Below are 22,083 nucleotides of genomic sequence, written 5' to 3'. Positions count from 1 at the left end.
AGCATCCTTGGCAAGTGGAGAGCAGGAGATTCTCATACCGCGATGACCGAAAAGGAGCATCGGTCCTTGTTGCTGCCAACCCCATTGCTCGTAGGCCGCTTGATAGTGTTCGGCGATGCCACGTTTGGAGTTAGCTGCATTTCGGCGATGATTTGCTGCGCGGCCGCGTTGAGTTGCGCGACTCGCTCAGGAGTCGACAATGGCGCGATCTCCTTGACGGCGATGGTGACCCGGAAATAGTCATCCGGGTGCTGGAGCACTTCAGGGTCTATGGCAGTAAGGTCTAGAGCGCCATAGCGCATTTTTCGGTGTCTTCATCAATGATGAGCATGCCAAACTTTTCATTTCGATAGCGCCGTCAACGTCAACGTCGGCACCTGCGGCGCCGGCAGTAGGCGCTTTTTGAAGTAGGGGTCCCGGTAGTAGAAAATCTTGTTGGCCAAAATGGGAAAGCCCACCCCCTCGATCATCACGATGGCTTTCTTGTCGTCCAGGGCCTTGATCTCGTCGGGGTTCATCAGCGCCCGGCGGTCGATGATCTCGGTGTAGCTGCGGCCGCCGCCTTGGCCCTGGCTTCGGCTGTATTGCCGGCGCTTGACTGTCGTTTCGCCCAGCATCTTGGAGTATTCGTCCGCGTCGCGTTGTTCACGCGGGGCGTAGATGATTTGTGCGCCCAGGTTGGTGACCAGGCCACGCGCGGTTTCCGCACCGTAAACTGCTTCCAGCTGGGAAATGGACTGGATGACGATCACGAAGCGCATGCCGTAACCGGCCGCCCAGCCCACCGCGACCGGGATGATGTCCACCCTGCCCAGTGCGGTGAATTCGTCAAGGAGGAACAGGCACTGCACCTTGAGTGTCTTGTCGTGTTCGGGCAGCACGCTGCCGTTGAGCTTGATCGCCTGCTCGAAGAACAGATTGAGCACGCCCTTCGCCTCGATCAGTTTGCTGGGCGCCACGCCCACATAGATGCTTTGCACCTGCCGGCGCAGGTTGCGCAGGTCGAAGTCGTCGCCGCTGGTGGCGGCATCCACCACCGGGTTACCGAAAATGTTCAAGGGCGCCAGGGTGGTAGCCACCGCGGAGCTGAAAGTCTGCTCGGCCAGGTTGACCAGATTGAGCAGGCCCATGCGGGCCTTTTCACCGGCAAACGGAGCTTCCGCCAGGCGTCGGAAGAAAGCCTGCTTGGTTTCATTGGCTCCGATACCGTCCCCGGAGAGGATGCGGTAAACCTCTCCGAGGGTGGGGCGAGACGTCGGGTCGAGTTGCTTGTACAGCATGTAGCGGTCGAACAGGAATTCGCACACGGCGATAAAGGTGCTCTTGCTCATCTCCGCCCAGAACGGATCGCTTGCGCCTGTTTCCTTGTACAGGCTGGCGGCAATGGCAGTGATGTCGCTGTTGCGTTGGGTGGGATCCAGGCTCACATAGGTCAACGGATTCCAGCGGTGCGAACGCTTGGTTTCGGAAAACGGGTCAAAAAGATAGACCGGTCCCAAGGTGGCGCGATGCCCGGCGGATTTCTCGTAGGCCTCTTGCTTGACGTCGAGCATGACCAGGGACTTTGCCCATTTCAGGCAATTGGGAATCACTACAGAAACGCCTTTGCCGCTTCGTGTGGCAGCTGCCAGCAAAAGGTGCTTGGATTTGGAGACATAGATGAAGCGCCCGCCGAAGCGGCAGGCAATGATGCCGTTGGGGTCGTCTTTGAGCGCATCCTGCTTGGCCAGGTCACCGGCACGGGCAAAGCGCGATTCGCCGTACAGGGAGCGCTCCTTCGACCGAAACATCAGGTAGAGCACGCCCAGCCACAGCAACAACGGCAGGCCAAAACCGATGACTCCCGATACCTTGATTTTCATGACATACGGCGCCCATGCGCGGTCGCCGAGTACACCCAAATATTGGTAGTACGTCGTTGCAGCCAATGGCGAAGGCTGCTTCAGCAGCCACAGCGTCATCCAACCCGCGAAGTAGTTGCCCGCAACCAGGGCGAGCACGCCGAAGGTAAAGACAATGATTCCTTTGGTCTTGCCACTCATGAATAGCGCCCCTCAGCATGGATTTTAAATTTGTATACCTGCGTCGCGCGCTTGCGTGCAAGCCGCAAATGGCTTGTCGCACCCGCGAATGGAAGATGCTCGATGTATCGGTCATCCATCACCATCCTTGGTGAGCCATGATCTCTGGCGTAGGCGACTGAACTTCCCGAGCTCACCAAAATATGCCCCTGTCGGCGTCGCGTATGCCGACACATGGTGCTTTGTCATGTAGGGGTTTCCCCACAACGTTCGAGCAAGGTCGCCTTGCCGAGTATTGAAGACGGAAAATATGTTGCATGGGAATCTCCAGGTTGCGGTGAAAGTATCGCTTCCTGGCTTCCGCTTTTTACAGTACAGGTTCACCGTTCCTCGGCATTGGCATCGACAGGTATCCATCGCAGATTTGTTGACGCCAGAAGTGGAATTTTCTCGTAGTCTTTCCCGAGGAGGTTTCATGATCGTGCGCGAGCGCTGGAGACGCTGGCGTTGCGGGAGTCCATCGACCAGTTCTGGTCGATGGATTTCAAGCACGACTGGCTCAGTGACGGGCGCAGTTTCCCGCTGTTCAATGTGTTGGACGACTTTCGCCCGTCGTCCCGACTCGGACGAACGATCCACCCCACCGAACGTGCCAAGAGAACGGTTCACCCGCCTCGACGGGCGCCAGTGTCCGACAGCTCCGTTGCCACCCCGGCTTCAGTCAGCGCAAGGCGAAGATTCTGCAAGGCCGGGAGCAGCGTTTCAGTTTCGCGCATTGCCTTGCGCGAAACGCCGATGGCCCTGCGCACGTCAGCCGGTGCCTCGCCCCTTTCGAAAAGGACCATCGCGGACTCGCGACAGGCAAACAGCGCATCCACCCAGTCCGCGGGATGCACGGATCGCAGGCGCCGCGTCGCGAGACGGCTGGCCCGAAAGGCGGGAGCGACCTGCGCCACCTGGTCCAGTGCCATGGCGAGCTCATCGGATGTCCTTGCAGGTGTAGCGGGATCGAACGCATCGGCGAGCAGCGCAAGCGCATCCGCGATGCGTCGTCGCAACACACCGGTCGAACGCACGGGGTAGACGAACCATGCCGAAGCAACACCGATGATCGCGCCGATCACGATTTCCTCCAGACGCAGCCCCAGGAGCCGGGCGGCCGACGAGCCCTCGAAACCTTGCAGCAAAGCGAGCGCGATGGTGACGAACAGCGCCCACCAGGCGTAGCCGAGCGGACGCAGCCACATGCCGAGAAAAACGGCGGCGAGGATCAGCGCAATGGTGGTCGTGTCGTGGCCCCCGAGGTGCAGCGTCAGAGTCAATGCCAAGAGCGTGCCGCCCGCTGCGCCGAGTACGCGCAGGACACTCTTGTAGAGGACATCCAGCCGGCCGCGATTGCCGCTGTTGACGATGAAGGCGGTCAGCACGATCCAGGCCCAGCGCTCGGCAAAAAAGAGGTAGCCGACCAGAAAGGATGCAGCCAGCGCGACGGCCATCTGGATGGCCATTCGGGTGCTCGCCACCGGGCGCAGCGAAATTCCCTGCGCCGGCGCGGCAGCCGTTGCCATCATCCGCCGCAGGGGAGGCAGCACGCCCAGTCGGCGGGCCATGGCATGGAAGGTGGAGACCCATGCCAGTGCGAGCCATGCGACGATGATCGGAAGAAGCACCGCCAGCGAAGGACTCGCATGGTGGGTCGGTATGTAAGGCGTGGTGAGGATCACCACGAAGGGCAGGGCGATCAGCGAACCGGCGCGACGTGCCATCGGGCCAAACCGGCGCAGCCAGATCGACACGAACATGCCCACCACGAAAGTGACCGCGCCGATCCACGGCACCCGCAACAGCAACAGGCCGACCCCGGAGGCGACCACGCCGACAACCGGCAGTGCCACGGCGGCCTCGATCCGTCCACGCAGGTCACGATCGAGGTGGCTGCGCGAAAACGACAGGCACAGCACTACAGCAAGCACGGCCGGGCCGGGCTCCGGAGCGATCGCCATGGCGCACGCCAGCGTGGCCAGCACGGCCAGCATCGTCATGGTGGCATCCCGCAACGCGCGGCCGATCGCACCGGCACCCATCGGCATGTCCCGCGCCCCTGTGGTGGAAAGATTTGCGGCAGTCATCCGCACATAGGGTATGCGAGAAAGCTGCCGATCGGCAGGCCGCTTGGCGGGATTTCGCACGGCCCGTCCTGCGACTCCGGTGGAGTCGGCGGAATGCATGCGGTTTCCGACCCGTAGCGCGTCGACGCTCATCGCCCCGGGCTACCAACAGGTGGGGCGGTGGTCGTATGTCGCTTCCAGCATCAAGGCCGTAGGACTGGCCTCCTGCCGTTCCGTTTTTGTTTCAAATCCTGCACACCTGTCATTTCGCCGGGGTCCGGTGAGGCTCACCCCAGCGTGCCAACCACCGAAGGAAAGACCGCCTCGTAAGCTTCGCCATGGGTCATCGGCTTGCCGGAGTTGCGCCCGCCCTGCACACCGCGCTGCAGGGCGACGCGCGTGTAGTACTCCCACAGGTGTTCCTGGCCGGCCATGCATTCGATGGCCGCACGCTTGGTGTCCCAGACATCGCTGATGTTGAGGATCACATTCGGTTTCCAGTCGCATTGCTCGGGCTGGTGCGGCTCGAACAGGTAAACCTGAGGTGCGCCGATGACCGGTGTCGCCGGGTCGTGACCATGCGCCTGGGCGACGATTCGCGCTTCCTGCGCGAAGGCACTGACGGCGGGGTGGTCGGCGTTGTACGGGTCGACGCGCGAGTGGCTCATCGTCCAGGCCGGCCGGATCGCGCGATGCAGGTCGGCCAGCGCAAACAGCGCATCGCTGCCCAGTTTGATCGGATAGTCGCCCAGGTCCCAGAACTGGATGTCGGCGGCGCCCAGGCGGCTGGCGGCTGCCTCGGCTTCCTTGCGCCGTTCGGTCTTGACCTTTTCCAGGGTCATGCCGTCCTGGCGCCACAATCTGGCCGACTCGCCGCGCTCGCCAAAAGAGAGGCAAACCACCGTCACCGCCCAGCCGGCGGCGGCGTGCAGGGCGATGGCGCCGCCGGCGCGCCACACGAAATCGGCGGAGTGTGCGCTGATCACCAGCGCGGTTTTGTCCGTCATGGTCGGGTTCCTTGCATGGGGAAGAGGAGGATCAATCATCACCTTTGGGGGCGCTCATGAAGCCCAGTGCGCCGCCCAGGTTGATCTTCAAGTTGAGGCCGAAGGCGAACAGGTTTTTCGGCAACACCGGTGTTTTGGGAATACCCGAGTTGTCCGGATGGACGATGTATTGCACGTTGGGCATCAACTCGATGCCGCGCGCGACCTGCAAACCGTAGTTGAGCTCGTACACCATCTCGCGCGGGTTGTTGCTGCCGCTGCCACCGGCCTTGATGCGCGCATCGCGCAGGTACTCAACCTCGCGTGGCGCGAGGTTGAAGTACGAGGCGGAGAAGCCGATGGTGTCGCGCGAACGGCTGCGGAACGGCCCGGTCCAGACGAACCCCCCATAGATCTGCTGGCGCATGATCTCGGTCTGTTCCAACTGCTGCGAAACGCCGGCGAACACATTGATGTTCTCGTTGCGCGATGGATCCGGGCGCCAGACCACGCGGTCACCCATCAGGTAGATGCCGTCACGGCTACCGTTGACCTGGCGTGCGACGCCGCCGTAGAGACCCCGCGACTGGCCCTTGGTGTTGTAATACGGATCGCTGCGTGGCGCCGTGCTGACGTAGCCGCCGATTTTCAGCTCGAACGGATAGCGCGTGGTGGCGAGGTCGGTCTTGGCGTAGCCGAACTCCACCGGCACGGTGATGCCGTTGGCATTGGCGATGGAAAAGTCCAGGCCGTTGCTGGCCGAGGTCGTCGGGTTCACCTCGTACACGCCCGACTCCACGTAGGTGTGCGGCGTCGGCCGGTAGCGCACGTTCACCGCCCAGGTCGCCGAGGGCAGCAGGCTGTAGCCGGCTTCGGAGTTGATCAGCCGCGGCACGCCACAGACCGTGCCCGCCTGGAACTGGCAGTTGGTCACCAGGTGCGCGTAGTAGCTGGTGGTGCCCAGCCGACCGACGACGATGTCGAGCTTGCCGTCCAGCGCTTTCTGCTCATAGGCGAACAGACCCAGGTGCCAGCGCGTGTATTCGTTCTTGTAGATGTACTGCTGTTTGGTGAACGTGCCGGACAGGTCGTGGTTCAGCCCGTGGCCGTAGTCGCGGTAGACCGTGAAGTGGAACGAGCCGCCCGACAGACCCCAGGCCTTGTCCAGGTCGACGTCTGCGCCGATGTTGAACTGGCCGACATTGGTGTGGCCTTGCTCGACGCCGCCGGTGGTGGCATCGGCGTACTGGTTAACCAGGTTGGCACGCAGATAGACGCCGTGTTGCGCCAGTCGCTTGGCCAACGGAGCAAGCGGTCCCGGCGGTCGCTTCGGCTTCGCGGCGGCGGTAACTTGCGTGCCCTGTAAGGACGGTGCAGCGGTGGTGTTCACGTCGGTGTGGGCCGACTGATCATTGGCTTGTACGGGGACAGTCGCGGCGGTTGCCGCGAGCGCGAAGACAAGGGCGATGTTGATGGCGGAACGATTCATGGGCACTCCCCTCCAGGCGCGGGACCTGGCGGCCTCGCGAGTCATGAGTCTTGCGTCGGACGTGATGGTCAGACGGTCTGGTAACCAGCGTCGAGCTCGGCATTGAATTGTCGTCGGTCGATCGCCTTTTCCCACTTGCCGACGACGATCGTGGCGACGCAGTTGCCAGCGATGTTGGTGAACACGAAGGCTGCCGAAAGCACCCGATGGATGCCCAGGATCAGCGCGATGCTGCCCACCGGAATGGTCTTGGTCGCGGCCAGTGTCATCGCCAGCACCGCGATGGCCGAACCGGAAACGCCGGCGCCGCCTTTCGAGGTCAGCAGCAACACGGCCAGCAATCCCAGTTGCTGCTCCCAGCCAAGCGCCGTGCCGGTGGCCTGCGCCAGGAACACACTGACGGCGGCGAAGTAGAGGCAGGTGCCATCGTGGTTGAAGCTGTAGGCGGTCGGCAGGACCAGGCCCACCACCGACTCGTTGATGCCGAGCTTGGTCAGCTTGCCGGTGAGCTGGGGGAACACGCTTTCCGAGGAACTGGTGCCGAGCACGAGCACCAGTTCCTCGCGGATATAACGCATCAGCTTGAGCAGGTTGAAGCCGGCGTAGAGGGAAATCGGCGCCAGCACCAGCACGAAGAACAACAGGCACGTCAGGTAGAACTCGCCGATCAGCGCACCCAGCGGTATCAGCGTGCTGAGGCCGAACTTGGCGACGGTGAACGCAATGGCACCGAACGCGGCGATCGGCGCGATCTTCATCACCATCCGGATGATCCAGAACAGCGTCTGCGAGATGGCGTCGACGACATTGAGGATCGGCTGCGCCTTTTCCCCCACGGTGGCCAGGCCGCAGGCGAACAGCACCGAGAACACCAGGATTTGCAGGATCTCGCCCTGGGCAAAGGCATTCACCGCCGACTTCGGCACCAGGTTCACCAGGAATTCGCCGATTCCCACCGGCGGCGGGACGGCGTTTTTGCCGGTCACCGCCGCGGAATGCAGCGTCGCCGGATCGATATGCATGCCGACGCCAGGTTGCAGCAGGTTGATGGTGACCAGGCCGATCACCAGCGCGATGGTGGTGACCACCTCGAAGTAGATCAGCGCCTTGATCGCGATCCTTCCGACCTTGCCCAGGTCGCGCACGCTGGCGATGCCATGCGTCACGGTGCAGAAGATGATCAGGCCGACCACCATCTGGATGAGCCGGATGAAGATGTCGCCCAATGGCTTCAGCTGGCGTCCGACGTCCGGGGCGAACGCGCCCACCGCCACGCCGAGGGCCATGCCGGCCAATACCTGGAAGGTGAGGTCCTGGTAGAACGGACGGCGGGTTCGCTTCCGGCCCGATGGCGTGTCGTCGATGATCAGTTCGGTCATGAATACGGGCTCCTCAGGATAGGCGGCGGGCAGCATGGGGCCGACCGGGTGCGCAGACGGGTGGCGTCAATCGGACAGTGTTCCGAGGATCTCTTCGGCGGGACCGAATACCTCGTCGACGCTGAGTGGTCGCGGCAGCAGGCCTTGCATCATGCAGGCGTCGATGACGACACGAAGAGGTTGGCGAAGCTGCTCGAATCCGAACAGCGTCGGGCGTGGTTCGCCGGCCATGGCGGGGACCAGGCGATCGGCCTGGAGCAACAACTGGTACGCTTCCCGCACGGCGTCGGGATCGCTGCGGCACGTCTCGCTGCCCGCTACCACCATGTGGTTGATCGGCATGAAGCCATGCCGCTGCCACCACGCGAGATCCCTCGCAGCGGCGTCGGCGATCACCGGAACGAACTCGTCGCCTTGCGGCAGATCATTGCCGAGGATGGCCGCATCGATGTCGCCATCGCGCAACATGTCAGGCAGGCTTTTGTCGCCTGACATGTGCTCGACGAAGTCCGGGTCTGCGTACTGCTCGACGTGCGCGCCGTCGCGGGTAAGCCAGTGCATGCGCTCGATGGGAAGGCCGTAGTCCTCGGCGAGATGCGCTCGCACCCACATGCCGGTGGTCTGGGTGTACGAGCGCACGCCGATGCGTTTGCCCTCCAGCTCCTGCGGCGCGAGCGGTCCGCGCGCCCGGCTGGCGATGAGGCAGCCGCGCTGGAATCGCGAAGCCACCACCGCCGGCAGCAACACGACGGGACGGTCATAGGCAATCGCCTGCAAGGCGGTGACGATAGCCAGTTCGCACAGGTCGTAAGCCTGCTGCCGCACCATCGGGGCGAAGGCCTTGTGCACGGGTGCGACGTCGACGAAGTCGAGTTGCACGCGCGGGCTGGCCAGTTCACCGCGCTTTAGCGGCAACGACAGGGGTGAGTTCGCCAGGACGGTACGCAATACGGTCATGATGTTTTTTCCACGGACAGCGCGGGATACATCCGCATCGCCGTGCCGCCGAAGATCAGTGCCTGGTCGGCTTCGGGCAGCCCATGCAGTACATCCTGCGCCGTGGCCAGCAGGGCGGACAGCGTGCCTTCCGCCGCGGGGAAGTTCGAGCCCCAGGCGATCCGGCCTGCGCCGTAGACGTCGACCACCTTCCGCAGGAACGCGGCAGGGGTTGAGCGGCCCGTGGCCGCTGCGGCCAGCGTTCGGTTGGTGAGCTTGAGATGCACGCCCGGAAACGCGGCGATGTCGAACAACGCCTCTGCCGCTGCATAGGGCGCGCCGTCGGAAAGCTCGGGACGGGCACAGTGGTCGAGCAATACCCGCACGTTCGGAAAACGCTCCAGCAACGAGCGCAACGCCGGCAGGCCCTGCATCGTCATCTGCAGGCAGACCGGAATATCGAGCGCCTCGGCATGGGCCCACGCCGGATACGAAGCCTCGTGACCCAGCCAGTCGGCCTGGCCGGGCATGGTGCTGCCGGTCGTGAAGAGGCGGAAGCCGGCCAATCCTTCGGCTTGCCATCGGTCGATCTGCGTCACCGCGTCGGCCGCCAGGGCGTCGATCGAATAGACGCCGACGAAGCGATCCGGATGCGCCCGCACCGTATCGGCGACATAACGATTGTCGTGGCCATACACAGTGGAAGCCTGCACGACCACCGCCTTGGCGATGCCCGCTTTGTCCATCGCACGCAACAGGGCGTCGGCGTCCACCGGCCTGGCGCGGGACCATTCGGACTGATGTCCGCCGATGGGCGCGACGGGGTAGACGCCGGTGTCCGATGAGATGACGTGGGTGTGCGTGTCAATGATCTTCATCGCGCTCTCTTGCAGGAAGTCGGAAACATTCAGAGGTATTGGAGTCCTTCGCGGGCCAGTCGTTCGCGCATGTCATAGACATCCAGCCCCAGCTCGCCGCGGGCCAGTCGTTCGCGCACAGCGGCCTCGCGTGCCTCGCGTGCCTGGGCCTTCGCGAGCACGTCGCTGGCTTCTTCGCGGCGCACCACGCAGACGCCATCGTCGTCCGCGACGATGATGTCGCCAGCGCGTACCCATGCATTTCCGCAGACGACAGGCTGGTTGACCGAACCCAGTGTCTTCTTGACCGCGCCCTGGGCGCTGATCGCCCTGGACCAGACCGGGAACTGCATTTCCCGCAGATCACGAACGTCCCTTACACCGGCGTCGATGATCAATCCGCGACAGCCATGTGCGACAGCCGACGTGGCGAGCAGATCGCCGAAGTAGCCGTCGGTGCAGGGGCTGGTGGGAGCGACGACGAGAACGTCTCCCTCACGCAGTTGTTCGATGGCGACGTGCAGCATCCAGTTGTCACCCGGGGGCACCGACACGGTCAGTGCCGATCCGCCGATGCGGGCTCCCGCGTAGATCGGGCGCAGGTGGCTGGCGAGCAGTCCCGTGCGTCCCTGCGCTTCATGCACCGTGGCCACCCCGAGTTGACCCAGCGCCGTCACGACGGACTGCTCGAGCCTTTCGACTTTGGTATTGACTGCTGGCATGCCGTGGTCCCACTTCGGGTGACGCAAGAAATGTGCGCGCTATATGGCCAGTTGCCAAATTCGATTTATGATCGACATATAAGTAAAGGCTATTGATTGCACATGAACGGGATATTTTCGCTGAACCTGCGGCATCTGGATGCGCTGACCGTCATCGGTCGGGCCGGCAGCATGAGCGCGGCTGTGCAGCAGGTGAATCTCTCGCAGCCGGCGCTCGCCCAGGCGGTCGGCAAGATCGAAGGACTGCTGGGCGAACGCCTGTTCGACCGACATCCCGCAGGCATGGTGCCCACCGCCGCGGGTCGCATCGTGCTGATGCGTGTCGAACGCGCGCTGCGCTATCTGTTGCATGGTGTTCGCCTGCTTCGCCGCTCGGCGCGGCTGGCGCCGGGCGAGCATCTGGAACGGCGCGTCACCATGGCGCAGTTGCGCGCGCTGATCGCGGTGGAAAGCACCAGCAGCTACGCGCTGGCCGCGGAGCAGACGGGCCTGTCGCAGCCCGCCGTCCATCGTGCGGTTCGCGACCTGCAGGATCTGCTCGGCATCGCGCTGCTGGTGCGGGTGGGGCGGGCGGTTCGCCCCACCGACGCGGCGAACCGCTTCGTGCGGTTCGCGCGGCTGATGCTGTCCGAACTGCGCGCAGGCATGGACGAAATCGGGGCGCTCGGTACCAGCGACAGCGGTCGCGTCACGGTGGGTACCTTGCCGCTGGCGAGGGCGATTTTCCTACCCGAACTCCTCGCGCGATTCACGGCGGCCCACCCGGGCGCCTCGGTGGAAGTGGTGGAGGCACCGTATGGCGAACTGCTGACCACGTTGCGCCAGGGTGACATCGACCTGTTGATCGGTACGCAGCGCGATCCATCTCCGACCAGCGATGTGACGCAGGAAGGCCTGTTCGACGACGATCCAGTCATCGTGGGGCGCGCGGCACATCCACTGTGCGGCAAGCAGGAACTCACGCTGCCCGACCTGCTGGAATTTCCCTGGGTCATCCCGTCACCGGGCGTGCCCATGCGTGGAAACTGGGAGCGCATGTTTCGCGATCGCGGCATCGAACCACCCCGCTTGCGCATCGAGTGCGGCTCCGTCCTGATCATGCGTGGGCTCATGCTCCAGGGCGACTGGCTGACGCTGATGTCACGCGACCAGTTTTTGTTCGAGCGTGGCGTGGGAGCGTTGGCCGAACTCGGCGACCCGGGGCCGGCGCTGCGCAGGCGCATCGCGATGACGCATCGAAGCGACTGGCGCCCGACCCCGCTGCAGGCGCATTTTGTCGATCTTGCACGCGCGCTGGCGAGGGAGCGCGGCCAGGACATGCCGTCATCCTCGCGCCTGTACCGAACTCAGTAATCGAGCTTCGGATACCAGTCGCTGGCGCGGCCTTCGGGCGTGGCGTCGAGGATGGTCCACAGCGGCATCAGGTCCGGCGCGCCGCGCGGATCCTGACCGGGATCGGCGGTTTCGGCACCCATCTCGCCGCTCCAGAAATGGCGGATGGTCCCATCGTGGCGAGTGAAAACGTTGAATGCCGGGTCGTCGCCGCCGTTCTCGCCGACGCCGAAATAATCGCGGCTGTAGTTGTCGTTGAGGTCCGAGTACAGCTTGAGGTTGCGCCAGCCGCGTTCGTTCTTGAACGCAACGAGGCGTTCGATCGGTGAGCGCGCGACCACGGCGAGCGCCACGCGCTGGTCGACATCGCGCGCCTCGCCGTCCCAGGCACTCAACAGCGACGTGCACATCGGGCAGGGACGCTCGCGTTGCGGGCCGAACATGTAGCTGTAGACGACGAGCGTCTGCTTGTCGCCGAACAGGTCGGCGAAATCGACCGGACCATGTTCTCCCTGGAATCGATAGTCGCCGGTCACGTCGCCGCCCGGGGGCAGGGCGCGACGCTGTTCGGCGACACGCTCGATATGCCGGCGCAGTTCGATTTCCTCCGCCAGCAATGCCGTGCGCGCGCGACGGTAGCCGGCGCTTTCGTTGGGGATGCGGTACTGGCTGCGCTGGGCCAGCTCGGTGGCGGAAACGAGGGTTGGGGCGTCGGTCATGATCTGACTCCTGGAGTGGTCATGGAGGGTGTGCACGAGCGCGACCGATCGGCCTTGGGATCGTGCACTCTTACCGTGCGACGAACGGGGTGGCATGAAATCGACATCACGTGGAATCGACATCCGGATGAATGGACGGCGCGCGGATGGAAATTCACGGCCGTCGAGGAAATGCCATCCGGACATGCCATGGCCGATTGAAAGCGGTAGCGTGATGCCAACAGACCGGCAGACGAAGCAGCATGCCGGTCCGCTTTCGATGCCGCGGCAAGGGACTGCCACACGACTGTCATGCGCGCTGCCTAGGGTTGTCGCATGACATGCGCATCCGGTTTCCACAGGCGGCACCTTGCCTTCTCTCTCCTGCGCCGTGGCCAAGGCTTCAGCCGCGGAACAGGTCGATGACGCTGTCACGCCGCCGATTCCTGTGTGGTGCGGGCGGCCTGATCGGCGGCATGGTGCTTGCCGATGCGCTGCACCTGGCGTCGGCACAGGCCATGTCCACGTCGACATGGATGTCGATGCCCAGTCGCATGTCGATGCCGACGCTAGCGGCGCCGAAGGTGCTGCTGCTGAACCCGGTCACGCTGGCGCGGTTTGTCGATGCACTGCCGGTGCCGCCGGTGGCACGTCCGGTAGGGCAGCGCGCGCATCCGGCGTATCCCGGCCGCGCGCTGCCGTATTACCGGATGGAAATGCGCGCGTTCCATGCGCGATTGCATCGCGATCTTCCGCCGACGCCACTGTGGGGTTACGACGGCCAATCTCCTGGGCCGACATTCGAGACGATGCGCGGCGAGCCACTGCTGATCGAATGGGTCAATGCGCTGCCGACCCGACATTTTCTTCCAATCGACCACAACGTTCACGGTGCGGACCGCTCGAAGCCGGAGGTGCGCGTGGTGACTCACGTGCATGGCGCGCGCGTGCCGGCCGATTCGGATGGCTGGCCGGAAGACTGGTACACGCCCGGCCATTCGGTGCTGTCCCACTATCCCGGCGTGCAGGACGCAGCGAGCCTGTGGTATCACGATCACGCGATGGGCATCACGCGACTCAACATTTATGCCGGGCTGTTTGGCGCGTTCAACGTGCGCGATGCCGAAGAGCAGAAGTTGGGTTTGCCTGCGGGCGATTGCGATTTGCCGCTGATCCTGTGCGACCGGCTGATCGGCAAGGACGGCCAACTGTATTACCCGGTGTCGGACGATCCATCGGCGCCATGGGTTTCGGAATGTCGCGGCAACGCGGTGCTTTGCAATGGCAAGCTGTACCCCTATTTCGAGGTCGAGCCGCGGCGCTATCGGCTGCGCCTGATCAATACAGCCAATACCCGCTTCTTCGACCTTTCGTTGTCGCAGGGAAATACGTTCCTGCAGATCGGCAGCGACCAGGGGCTGCTCGCTGCACCGCTGGTGCGCACGCGCATCGAGCTCTATCCCGCCGAACGGGCCGATGTCGTGGTGGATTTTTCCGGCATGGCCGGAAAGAAAATCCATCTGCACGAGCAGTCCGATGCCATCCTGGAATTTCGGGTTCGCGAGCACGGCCGACGCGACACGTCGATCGTGCCGGCCACGTTGCGCAAGGTGCCGCGCATCGATCCTGCCGCGGCAGTGCGCAACCGCTTGTTGACCGTCGGCGAGCAGGATGATGCGAGTGGCAATCCGATGGTGATGCTGCTCGACGGCAAGATGTGGTCGGACCCGATCAGCGAGAAACCGACGCAGAACACCATCGAGAGCTGGAGCTTCGTCAACATCACTGGCGATGCGCATCCGATCCACCTGCACCTGGTGCGCTTCCAGGTGATCGACCGCCGCCCGTTCGACCTGTTCGCGTGGAATGCGAATCGCCGCATCAAGTACACCGGCCCGGCGCAACTGCCGCCGCCGCACGAGGCGGGCTGGAAAGACACAGTGCGCGCCGATCCCGGCATGGTCACGCGCATCGCGATGCGCTTTGAAGGTGAGCCTGGCCGCTACGTCTGGCATTGCCATTATCTCGAACACGAAGACAACGAAATGATGCGGCCGTACCAGCTGCTGCCGGCGTAAGTTGTTTCGCCTGCGTCGTGTGAAAGCACGCATCGCCGCACGCTGTCGTCGCACTGTCACGTTCAAGCGAATCCCTGTCGTCGCAATGCCAACGCAGCGTCATCTGCGAGACCGACACTGATGCCGTCCAGTACAGCGCCACGCGCTCGCTGACCAGAATCAGGGGGATTACACGAAGGCCGTCTTTTGCCGTCGTCTGCAGGAGATTCAGATCATGCGAACCGTGTTTGCCCGCGAGCGGTTGATGCCGCTCTTCATCGGAGTACTGGTCGCCGGCTTTGCCGGCGTCGTCAGCGCGCAGTCCACAACACCACCAGACAAGGACGCAGCGTTTCGCAAGCATGTGCCGACCACTGGCGCGCAACACCAGCCGGGGATTCCCGGCGGCATCGTCACCTTGCATCGTCCCGGTCACCCCGGTGATCGCAGCGACATCACGCGTACGCCGATCAAGCACGTGATCTTGCTTATCGGTGAAAACCGGACTTTCGACCACGTCTACGCCACCTACCAACCGCCGCGAGGGCAGAGCGTGCGCAACCTGCTTTCCGAAGGCATCGTGAATGCCGACGGCACGCCCGGTCCGCACGTCGCACTTGCACGCCAGTGGCAGGCATCGAACACCGGTACCTTCGCGCTCGCGCCAACCCGCACCGCGCCTTATGCGGTGCTGCCGAAGATGAACACCGGCAGCGCACCGACCCAGGCGCCGTTCGCGTCGGCCGCGCAGGCGCAGTCGATCGAGCCGGCACTGCCGCAGGATGCGTATGTCGAGCTGGCCGAGGGCGGTACCGGCCTGCCCAATGGCGTGGTCGACACGCGCTTTCCCGGCAACCTGCCCAACGCGCCAGTCGACATGCATGCGTCGATCACCGACAACGACTACGCCAACAGTCCGGTGCATCGCTTTTTCCAGATGTGGCAGCAGCTGGATTGCAGCGCGCAGGCAGCGACATCGCACAACCCGAGCGGCTGTCGCGCGGATCTCTTCCCATGGGTCGAAACGACCATTGGCGCAGGCAACAACGGTGCACCACAGCCGGCCGGCTTCACCGACCAGAGCACGGGCGAAGGTTCCACGGCGATGCAGTTCCTCAACATCGCCAAGGGCGACGCGGCGTACTTTGCCGAGCTTGCCCGCAAATACACCTTGAGCGACAACTTTCACCAGTCGGTGATGGGCGGAACCGGTGCAAACCACATCATGCTCGGTTACGGTAACCCGATCTTCTACGCCGACGCGCAGGGCAATCCCGTGACGCCGCCGACCAACCAGATCGAGAACCCCGACTCGCAGCCCGGCACCAACAACTGGTGGGTGCAGGACGGTTACGGTGGTGGCTCTTACGTCAACTGCGCGGATGACACGCAGCCCGGCGTAGCCCCGGTGAAGAAATACCTGAAGTCGTTGTCGTATCGCACGTTCCGCGGCACCGACTGCAAGAAGAACGCGTACTACCTCGTCAACAACTACAACCCGGGCTATCTCGGTGACGGCACGCCGGCACCGCTGGGCAACACGCAGTTCACCATTCCGCCGACCACGCAGGACAATATCGCGCTGCTGCTCACGCGTCACCGCGTAAGCTGGAAGTACTACGGCGAAGGGTGGGGTGACGGCAAGGAAGACGGCGAGGGCGGCACGTATTGCAATATCTGCAACCCGTTCCTGTATTCCACCCAGGTCATGACCGATCCGACGTTGCGCGCCAACAACCAGGACATCAACGACCTCTACACCGATATTCAGAACGACACGCTCCCCGCGGTATCGATCGCCAAGCCCGATGGCATTCTGGACGGCCATCCGGCTTCTTCGAAGCTCGAGCTCTTCGAGGGCTACGTCAGGAAAATCGTCGACATGGCCAAGGCCAATCCAAAAGTATGGAACGACACCGTGATCATGGTGACCATGGATGAAGGCGGCGGTTATTACGACTCCGGTTACGTGCAGCCGATCGACTTCTTCGGCGACGGCACGCGCATTCCGTTGCTGGTGATATCGAAGTACTCGCAAGGCGGGCGGGTGGTGCACACGTATTACGATCACGTCTCCTTCGACAAATTCGTGGAAGCCAACTGGGGTCTGTACGACACCATCTCGCCACGCAGTCGCGATAATCTTCCCAATCCGATCGCGCGCCGCGACGATCCTTATGTACCCGTCAATTCGCCGGCGATCGGCAATCTGATGGACATGTTCGACTTCGACCGGCACGGCTGGTCGAACGCCACAGCGGCCACCAGCGACTGATTTCCATGCGAACGCCTTGTCCGCCATGGCGGACAAGGCGTTCGCGCGTTCGCGTAGTGCACCTGTGCGTACAACACGCACGACTCTGAATCGGGAGCATGCAGTCGCCATGACCACCTTCATTCCTTTTCCCCAACGCCATGGTTTCATCGTTGCCAGTCGCAGCATCGCCTTCGCACTGATCGTCATCGCCGGTCTTGCCAGCCCGCCCAGTCATGCCGATCCTGGTGATTTCGCGGCCATGCCGGGGTTGTGGAAAATCGTGACGACGCCAGTCGATCACGACCACCGCGGCAAGCCGATCATCGAATGGCATTGCATCGACGAGGGGGCCGACCCGTGGGCTGCGTTTGCCACCATTTCCATTCCTCCATTCGATCCGTGCCAGCGCAACGAACCGCATCGAGGCAGCACGTCGCTCGCATGGAACGTGCGCTGCGACGGCTCGACACCCGTCAGCGGTCGCGGTCGCGCGGACTTTGATTCGGCCGAGCACTACACCGCCAGCATGGCGCTGCAGGATCGTGGCGACGTCGTGCAGATCGAAGGCCGACGCTACGCCGCATGCACCAGCCCGAGCGACTGAGTCCAGCTTTCCGGCGCACCGAGGATGTACGTTTTCGGTGCCGCAGGCTTGCCGTGGGTTTGCTCCGCGGGTTGACGTGCGTCGTGCAATCGGGTGTCCTCGCTGTCGGTCGTTCCGCTTGATGCATCGAGCCGCGGGCGATTCCCCTTCCGCGGAGATCCCGGCACATGCACTTACGCCATATCACCACTGTGTTTCGGACGGCGGCCTGCGTCGCGCTGTTGGCGGCGGGCCTTGCCCCAGCGGTCCTTGCCGGAACAAGAACACCGCGCGATCAGCCGATGTCGCTCGGCAGCCCACGACCCAGCGCCGCCACCGTGCAGGCATGGAAGGATCGCAAGTTCGGCATGTTCATCCACTTCGGCCTGTTCTCCGAGGCTGGCGGCATGTGGAACGGCAAGCGCGTGGACGCTGGCTACAGCGAACAGATCGTTGCCAATGGCCATATCCCGATGCGGGACTACGCGGCACTGGCGGGCAAGTTCGATCCGGTGAAATTCGATCCCGATGCCATCGTTGCGCTGGCAAGGACCGCCGGCATGAAATTCATCGTATTGACCGCCAAGCACCACGATGGCTTCAACATGTTCCACACGGCGCAGACGCCGTACAACATCGTCGACGCCACGCCGTACAAGCACGACGTGGTGAAGGAACTGGCCGATGCCTGCGCCCGTGCGGGCATGCCGTTCGGCGTGTACTACTCCACCATCGACTGGCATCACCCCGGCGGCAATCACTACATCGAGGGCAACAGCAATCCGATCACGCCAGCGCAGGCTGACTTCAACGTGGCGCAGATCAAGGAATTGCTGGGTCACTACGGGCCGATCGCCGAGATCTGGTTCGACATGGGCAAACCCACGCCCGCGCAGAGCGCGCGTTTTGCGCAAACCGTGCATGCGCTGCAGCCGCAGACGATGGTTTCCGGCCGGGTGTGGAACTACCAGGGCGACTTCACCGTGATGGGTGACAACAGCGAACCGGATGTCGCGGTCGAGGAGCCGTGGCAGTCGCCCGCGTCGATGTTTCCGCAAACCTGGGGTTATCGCTCGTGGCAAAAGCGCGACGACCTGCAGGGAAAGATCCGCGAGAACATCGCGCGGCTGGTGCGAGTGGTGAGTGCCGGTGGCAACTACATTCTCAACATCGGTCCGCGCGGCGACGGTTCGATCGTGCCGTACGAGGCCGAGGTATTGCGCGGTGTCGGCGAATGGCTGCGGGTCAATGGCGAAGCGATCTACGACACCGGCGCACAACCGTTCGGTGCGCTCGATTTCGGCTACGCGACACTGGGCAGGGACACGCTTTATCTGTTCATCGACAAACTGCCTGCCGATGGCGAGCTGCATTTGCCCGGCGTGGTGGACACCAGGCTGGAATCGGGTCACCTGCTTGGCGCACCCGCCGGCGATGCAGCACCGGCAAGCATCGATGCCGGCGGCGCGACGATAGACGTCCATGCATTTGCGCTTTCGGCTCATGGCGGCAACTTCATGCCGGTGATCGCCGTGCCGATCGAAGGAGAACTGCATGTGCGTCCCCATGCCGTGGCTGCATCCGCCGATGGGCGAGTCCATCTCGATGCTGCCCAGGCGCAGCACTTCCTCAACGACAACGGCTTCGGTTACGAGGACCCGTCGACGCTCTACAAACTGCGCTGGTACGCGGCGCTGGGCAGAGGTAATTACACACTGACGATCCATTACGTCGGCAACGGAAAGCCGGAGCGCATGGACCTGCTCGTCGACGGTCAACGGCAGACCGCGTCGCTTGCGGCGGATACGGGGAAACACCTGGTCTGGCAGGCGACTGTCCATCGTGACCATGCGAAGCAGCCTTATGCAATGGAAGTCGAGCTGACGCCAGTGGAACCGTTCCACAAAGGCGACCGCCTGCCGGTAACGGTCAACGCCGTGGACATCGCGCCGTCGGCCGGTCATTGATTCAGGCGTGCGGCGTCGCATCGTGCTGGTTCGCAGGAGTTGCCATCATCGGGTGGAAAGCCCGATAAAGGCGCCTGGATTATTTGATCGAGTACGTCATGTCGCAGGCAACCCTGGCCGGTTTTGAGGCCGCTGAACCCACCGATCGGCTCTTTTTCGCGCTCTTTCCCGATCGGGACACGGCCGGGCGCATCGCGGCGTTCGCGGCGATGCAGTGCGCAAACCATGGCTTGCGCGGACGCCCGTTGTCGACGGATCGCCTGCATGTGACGTTGTTTCACCTGGTTGATTCGGTCGGACTTCGCGACGATGTGGTCCGGGCGGCGGAGCAGGCGGCGGCACAGGTGCGGGGTGCGCCATTCGACGTCAGCTTCGATCAGGTCGCCACGTTCGCCAACCGGCGCCGGCACAAGCCGTTCGTGCTGAAGTCCAGCGGTGGCAACGATCCTCTGCATGCATTTCACGCGCAGCTGGGCCGGGCACTCTCGGCGACGGGATTGGGCCGGTGCGTCACAGCCGCTTTCGAGCCGCATGTCACGTTGGCCTACGATGCCCGGGATGTGGCGACCGAACCAGTGACGCCGGTGTCGTGGCGGGCTGGTGAGTTCGTGTTGGTCCACAGCCTGCTCGGGAAGACGCAGCACATCCCACTGGCGCGCTGGGCGCTGGATGGATCGCGCCTGTCGGCCTGATAAGCCGCGCCAGCGCGGTTTTGTGCCGTTGCCCACCCGCACCGCCAGCTTGAATGATCGCCGTCGGTCGTGCTGCTTTGCATGGATGCCTGTCGGCAGGTCCGCTTGCGCAAGTGGCAGCAGCACTACGGCCTTGATCTATGGGTTGTTGGGGGCCAAGCCGCGGGTGATGCCGTGCTCAACCATTGTGTCCAGGTGATCCGCAACGCGGGGCTGCCACGCGATACGCTGTTTTCGCGTTATGGCGGCGAAGAGTTCGTGCTGGTGCTGCCCGTGATCGACTTGACGTACGCCCGCGCGCTGGCCGGGCGCATGCGTGCCCATGTCGCGACCCAACCGGCCACATTCGACGCCCACGTGGTGGCCCTCACCACCAGCGTCGGCGTTGCTGGCGCGGTCGGTGCGGGTTTCGAGGTGCTGGTCAATGCCGCCGATGTCGCGCTGTACCGGCCCAAGAACCCGGGGCATAACCGGATGGAATGGAATCGGGGCGGCATGGCAGCGGCGGAAGATGGATGACCGGAACTTCACGTAGACCCCGGTTCTCGCGTATGTTGGCGCATTCCGAAAACCAAAGGGGCGCACCATGACCGCATCGCCGGAGCAACATCCCGATCACCTGAGGCGCAGCCTTTCGAACCGGCATCTGCAATTGATCGCCATCGGCGGCGCGATCGGTACCGGCTTGTTCATGGGCTCGGGCAAGACGATCAGTCTGGCCGGACCCTCGATCGTATTGGTCTACCTGATCATCGGCGTGATGCTGTTTTTCGTGATGCGGGCGATGGGCGAGCTGTTGCTGTCCAATCTGGATTACAAGTCGTTCATCGACTTTTCCACCGATCTGCTCGGGCCATGGGCCGGGTTCTTCTGCGGCTGGACGTACTGGTTCTGCTGGATCATCACCGCCATCGCCGATGTGATCGCGATCGCCGCCTACGCGCAATACTGGTTTCCCGAACTGGCGCCGTGGATCCCCGCGGTGTTGTGCGTGCTGTTGCTGCTGAGCCTGAATCTGGCGACGGTGAAACTGTTTGGCGAGATGGAATTCTGGTTTGCGCTGATCAAGATCATCGCCATCTGCGCGTTGATCGTGACCGGTTTCGCGCTGGTTGCCTGGGGCTTTCGTTCGCCCAGCGGACACGCGGCGTCGCTGTCCAACCTGTGGAATGACGGCGGCGTGTTTCCGAAGGGGCTGGGCGGTTTCTTCGCCGGTTTCCAGATCGCGGTGTTCGCCTTCGTCGGCATCGAGCTGGTCGGCACCACCGCCGCGGAGACGGCGGATCCTCGGCGCAACCTGCCCAAGGCGATCAACTCGATCCCGGTACGCATCATCATTTTCTACGTGCTGGCCCTGGTGGCCATCATGGTAGTGACACCGTGGCGCCTGGTGGAGCCGGGCAAGAGCCCGTTCGTGGAACTGTTCGTACTGGCCGGCATTCCGGCCGCCGCCAGCCTGATCAATTTCGTGGTGCTGACCTCGGCCACGTCCTCGGCCAACAGCGGCATCTTTTCCACCAGCCGCATGCTCTATGGCCTCGCCGGCGAAGATCATGCACCGAAGCTGTTCGCACGCCTGTCGCGTGCGGCGGTGCCGTCGCTGGGCCTGCTGTTTTCCTGCTTCTGCCTGCTGCTCGGCGCAGCCTTGATCTATCTGATTCCCGACCTGATCACGGCGTTTACCCTGGTCACTACGCTGTCCGCCGTGCTCTTCATGTTCGTGTGGTCGCTCATTCTGGCCGCTTATATCGTTTATCGCCGCAAGCGTCCGCAACTGCACGAGGCGTCGGACTACAAAATGCCCGGCGGCGTGTTCATGTGCTGGGTCTGCCTGGCGTTCTTTGCCTTCGTGGTGGTCCTGCTCACGCTGCGGCCCGACACCCTGGAGGCTCTGCTCGCCGCCCCGGTATGGTTTGTACTGCTGACGGTGGGCTATCTGTGGAAGGGGCGTCGCGTCCGTCCGGCCTGACCCGCGGCTGGGGTGATCCCGGCCCTGGTT

The 22,083-nt window shown here is 63.4% G+C and carries 18 protein-coding genes and 1 pseudogene; 9 read left to right on the top strand and 10 right to left on the bottom strand.

Annotation, left to right across the window (positions count from 1 at the left end):
* Window positions 1-32 precede the first annotated feature (32 nt).
* Window positions 33-302 (bottom strand): hypothetical protein, encoded by a 270-nt coding sequence (locus tag ACPPVV_RS11635; protein WP_426700049.1) that lies wholly within the window; start codon window positions 300-302, stop codon window positions 33-35.
* Window positions 303-341: 39 nt separating this feature from the next.
* The gene (locus ACPPVV_RS11630; RefSeq protein WP_426700048.1) at window positions 342-2,042 is read right to left on the bottom strand and encodes a type IV secretory system conjugative DNA transfer family protein; all 1,701 of its coding nucleotides are present in this window, start codon (window positions 2,040-2,042) and stop codon (window positions 342-344) included.
* 474 nt (window positions 2,043-2,516) lie between these two features.
* On the opposite strand from ACPPVV_RS11630, the pseudogene ACPPVV_RS11625 reads away from it, so the two are divergent.
* A pseudogene (locus tag ACPPVV_RS11625) lies at window positions 2,517-2,627 on the top strand (IS3 family transposase); the annotation flags it as partial.
* A 59-nt stretch (window positions 2,628-2,686) separates the two neighbouring features.
* Here ACPPVV_RS11625 and ACPPVV_RS11620 read toward each other — a convergent pair.
* From ACPPVV_RS11620 to ACPPVV_RS11590, 7 genes are all read right to left on the bottom strand, one after another.
* Window positions 2,687-4,111 (bottom strand): FUSC family protein, encoded by a 1,425-nt coding sequence (locus ACPPVV_RS11620; RefSeq protein WP_426700047.1) that lies wholly within the window; start codon window positions 4,109-4,111, stop codon window positions 2,687-2,689.
* 305 nt (window positions 4,112-4,416) lie between these two features.
* Window positions 4,417-5,136, bottom strand: a complete 720-nt coding sequence (locus tag ACPPVV_RS11615) for a PIG-L deacetylase family protein (RefSeq protein WP_426700046.1) — start codon at window positions 5,134-5,136, stop codon at window positions 4,417-4,419.
* Between the two features lie 31 nt (window positions 5,137-5,167).
* The gene (locus ACPPVV_RS11610; protein WP_426700045.1) at window positions 5,168-6,604 is read right to left on the bottom strand and encodes a carbohydrate porin; all 1,437 of its coding nucleotides are present in this window, start codon (window positions 6,602-6,604) and stop codon (window positions 5,168-5,170) included.
* A gap of 68 nt (window positions 6,605-6,672) precedes the next feature.
* Window positions 6,673-7,983, bottom strand: coding sequence for a C4-dicarboxylate transporter DctA (dctA, locus tag ACPPVV_RS11605; RefSeq protein ID WP_426700044.1), 1,311 nt, complete (start codon window positions 7,981-7,983; stop codon window positions 6,673-6,675).
* 66 nt (window positions 7,984-8,049) lie between these two features.
* A complete protein-coding gene (locus tag ACPPVV_RS11600) occupies window positions 8,050-8,940 on the bottom strand; it encodes a hypothetical protein (protein WP_426700043.1) in 891 nt (296 codons plus the stop codon).
* Window positions 8,937-9,797, bottom strand: a complete 861-nt coding sequence (locus ACPPVV_RS11595) for an amidohydrolase family protein (protein WP_426700042.1) — start codon at window positions 9,795-9,797, stop codon at window positions 8,937-8,939. The genes ACPPVV_RS11600 and ACPPVV_RS11595 overlap by 4 nt, the downstream gene beginning before the upstream one ends.
* Before the next feature lie 29 nt (window positions 9,798-9,826).
* The gene (locus ACPPVV_RS11590; protein WP_426700041.1) at window positions 9,827-10,498 is read right to left on the bottom strand and encodes a 4-carboxy-4-hydroxy-2-oxoadipate aldolase/oxaloacetate decarboxylase; all 672 of its coding nucleotides are present in this window, start codon (window positions 10,496-10,498) and stop codon (window positions 9,827-9,829) included.
* Between the two features lie 102 nt (window positions 10,499-10,600).
* Between ACPPVV_RS11590 and ACPPVV_RS11585 the strand changes: the two genes are divergently transcribed.
* Window positions 10,601-11,851, top strand: coding sequence for a LysR family transcriptional regulator (locus ACPPVV_RS11585; protein ID WP_426700040.1), 1,251 nt, complete (start codon window positions 10,601-10,603; stop codon window positions 11,849-11,851).
* Here the strand turns inward: ACPPVV_RS11585 and ACPPVV_RS11580 are convergent.
* Entirely contained in the window at window positions 11,845-12,549 is a 705-nt protein-coding gene (locus ACPPVV_RS11580) for a DUF899 family protein (protein WP_426700039.1), read from the bottom strand. The genes ACPPVV_RS11585 and ACPPVV_RS11580 overlap by 7 nt on opposite strands.
* 401 nt (window positions 12,550-12,950) lie before the next feature.
* Here ACPPVV_RS11580 and ACPPVV_RS11575 point away from each other — a divergent pair, with 401 nt between their 5' ends.
* From ACPPVV_RS11575 to cycA, 7 genes are all read left to right on the top strand, one after another.
* Window positions 12,951-14,606, top strand: coding sequence for a multicopper oxidase family protein (locus ACPPVV_RS11575; RefSeq protein WP_426700038.1), 1,656 nt, complete (start codon window positions 12,951-12,953; stop codon window positions 14,604-14,606).
* Between the two features lie 214 nt (window positions 14,607-14,820).
* A complete protein-coding gene (locus ACPPVV_RS11570; protein ID WP_426700037.1) occupies window positions 14,821-16,860 on the top strand; it encodes an alkaline phosphatase family protein in 2,040 nt (679 codons plus the stop codon).
* A gap of 109 nt (window positions 16,861-16,969) precedes the next feature.
* Window positions 16,970-17,446, top strand: coding sequence for a DUF3617 domain-containing protein (locus ACPPVV_RS11565; RefSeq protein WP_426700036.1), 477 nt, complete (start codon window positions 16,970-16,972; stop codon window positions 17,444-17,446).
* 281 nt (window positions 17,447-17,727) lie between these two features.
* Window positions 17,728-19,392 carry an alpha-L-fucosidase gene (locus ACPPVV_RS11560; RefSeq protein ID WP_426700035.1) on the top strand — a complete coding sequence of 555 codons (1,665 nt, stop codon included), beginning with the start codon at window positions 17,728-17,730 and terminating at the stop codon, window positions 19,390-19,392.
* A gap of 98 nt (window positions 19,393-19,490) precedes the next feature.
* The gene (locus ACPPVV_RS11555) at window positions 19,491-20,084 is read left to right on the top strand and encodes a 2'-5' RNA ligase family protein (RefSeq protein WP_426700034.1); all 594 of its coding nucleotides are present in this window, start codon (window positions 19,491-19,493) and stop codon (window positions 20,082-20,084) included.
* A 105-nt stretch (window positions 20,085-20,189) separates the two neighbouring features.
* Entirely contained in the window at window positions 20,190-20,603 is a 414-nt protein-coding gene (locus ACPPVV_RS11550) for a GGDEF domain-containing protein (protein WP_426700033.1), read from the top strand.
* A 67-nt stretch (window positions 20,604-20,670) separates the two neighbouring features.
* Complete coding sequence (gene cycA / locus ACPPVV_RS11545; protein WP_426700032.1) at window positions 20,671-22,053, top strand: D-serine/D-alanine/glycine transporter; 1,383 nt, start codon at window positions 20,671-20,673, stop codon at window positions 22,051-22,053.
* Window positions 22,054-22,083: the final 30 nt, after the last annotated feature.

This window comes from Rhodanobacter sp. Col0626 (genome assembly GCF_049994385.1).
Classification (GTDB): Bacteria; Pseudomonadota; Gammaproteobacteria; order Xanthomonadales; family Rhodanobacteraceae; genus Rhodanobacter.
This window is presented reverse-complemented; position numbering and strand designations above follow the sequence as displayed.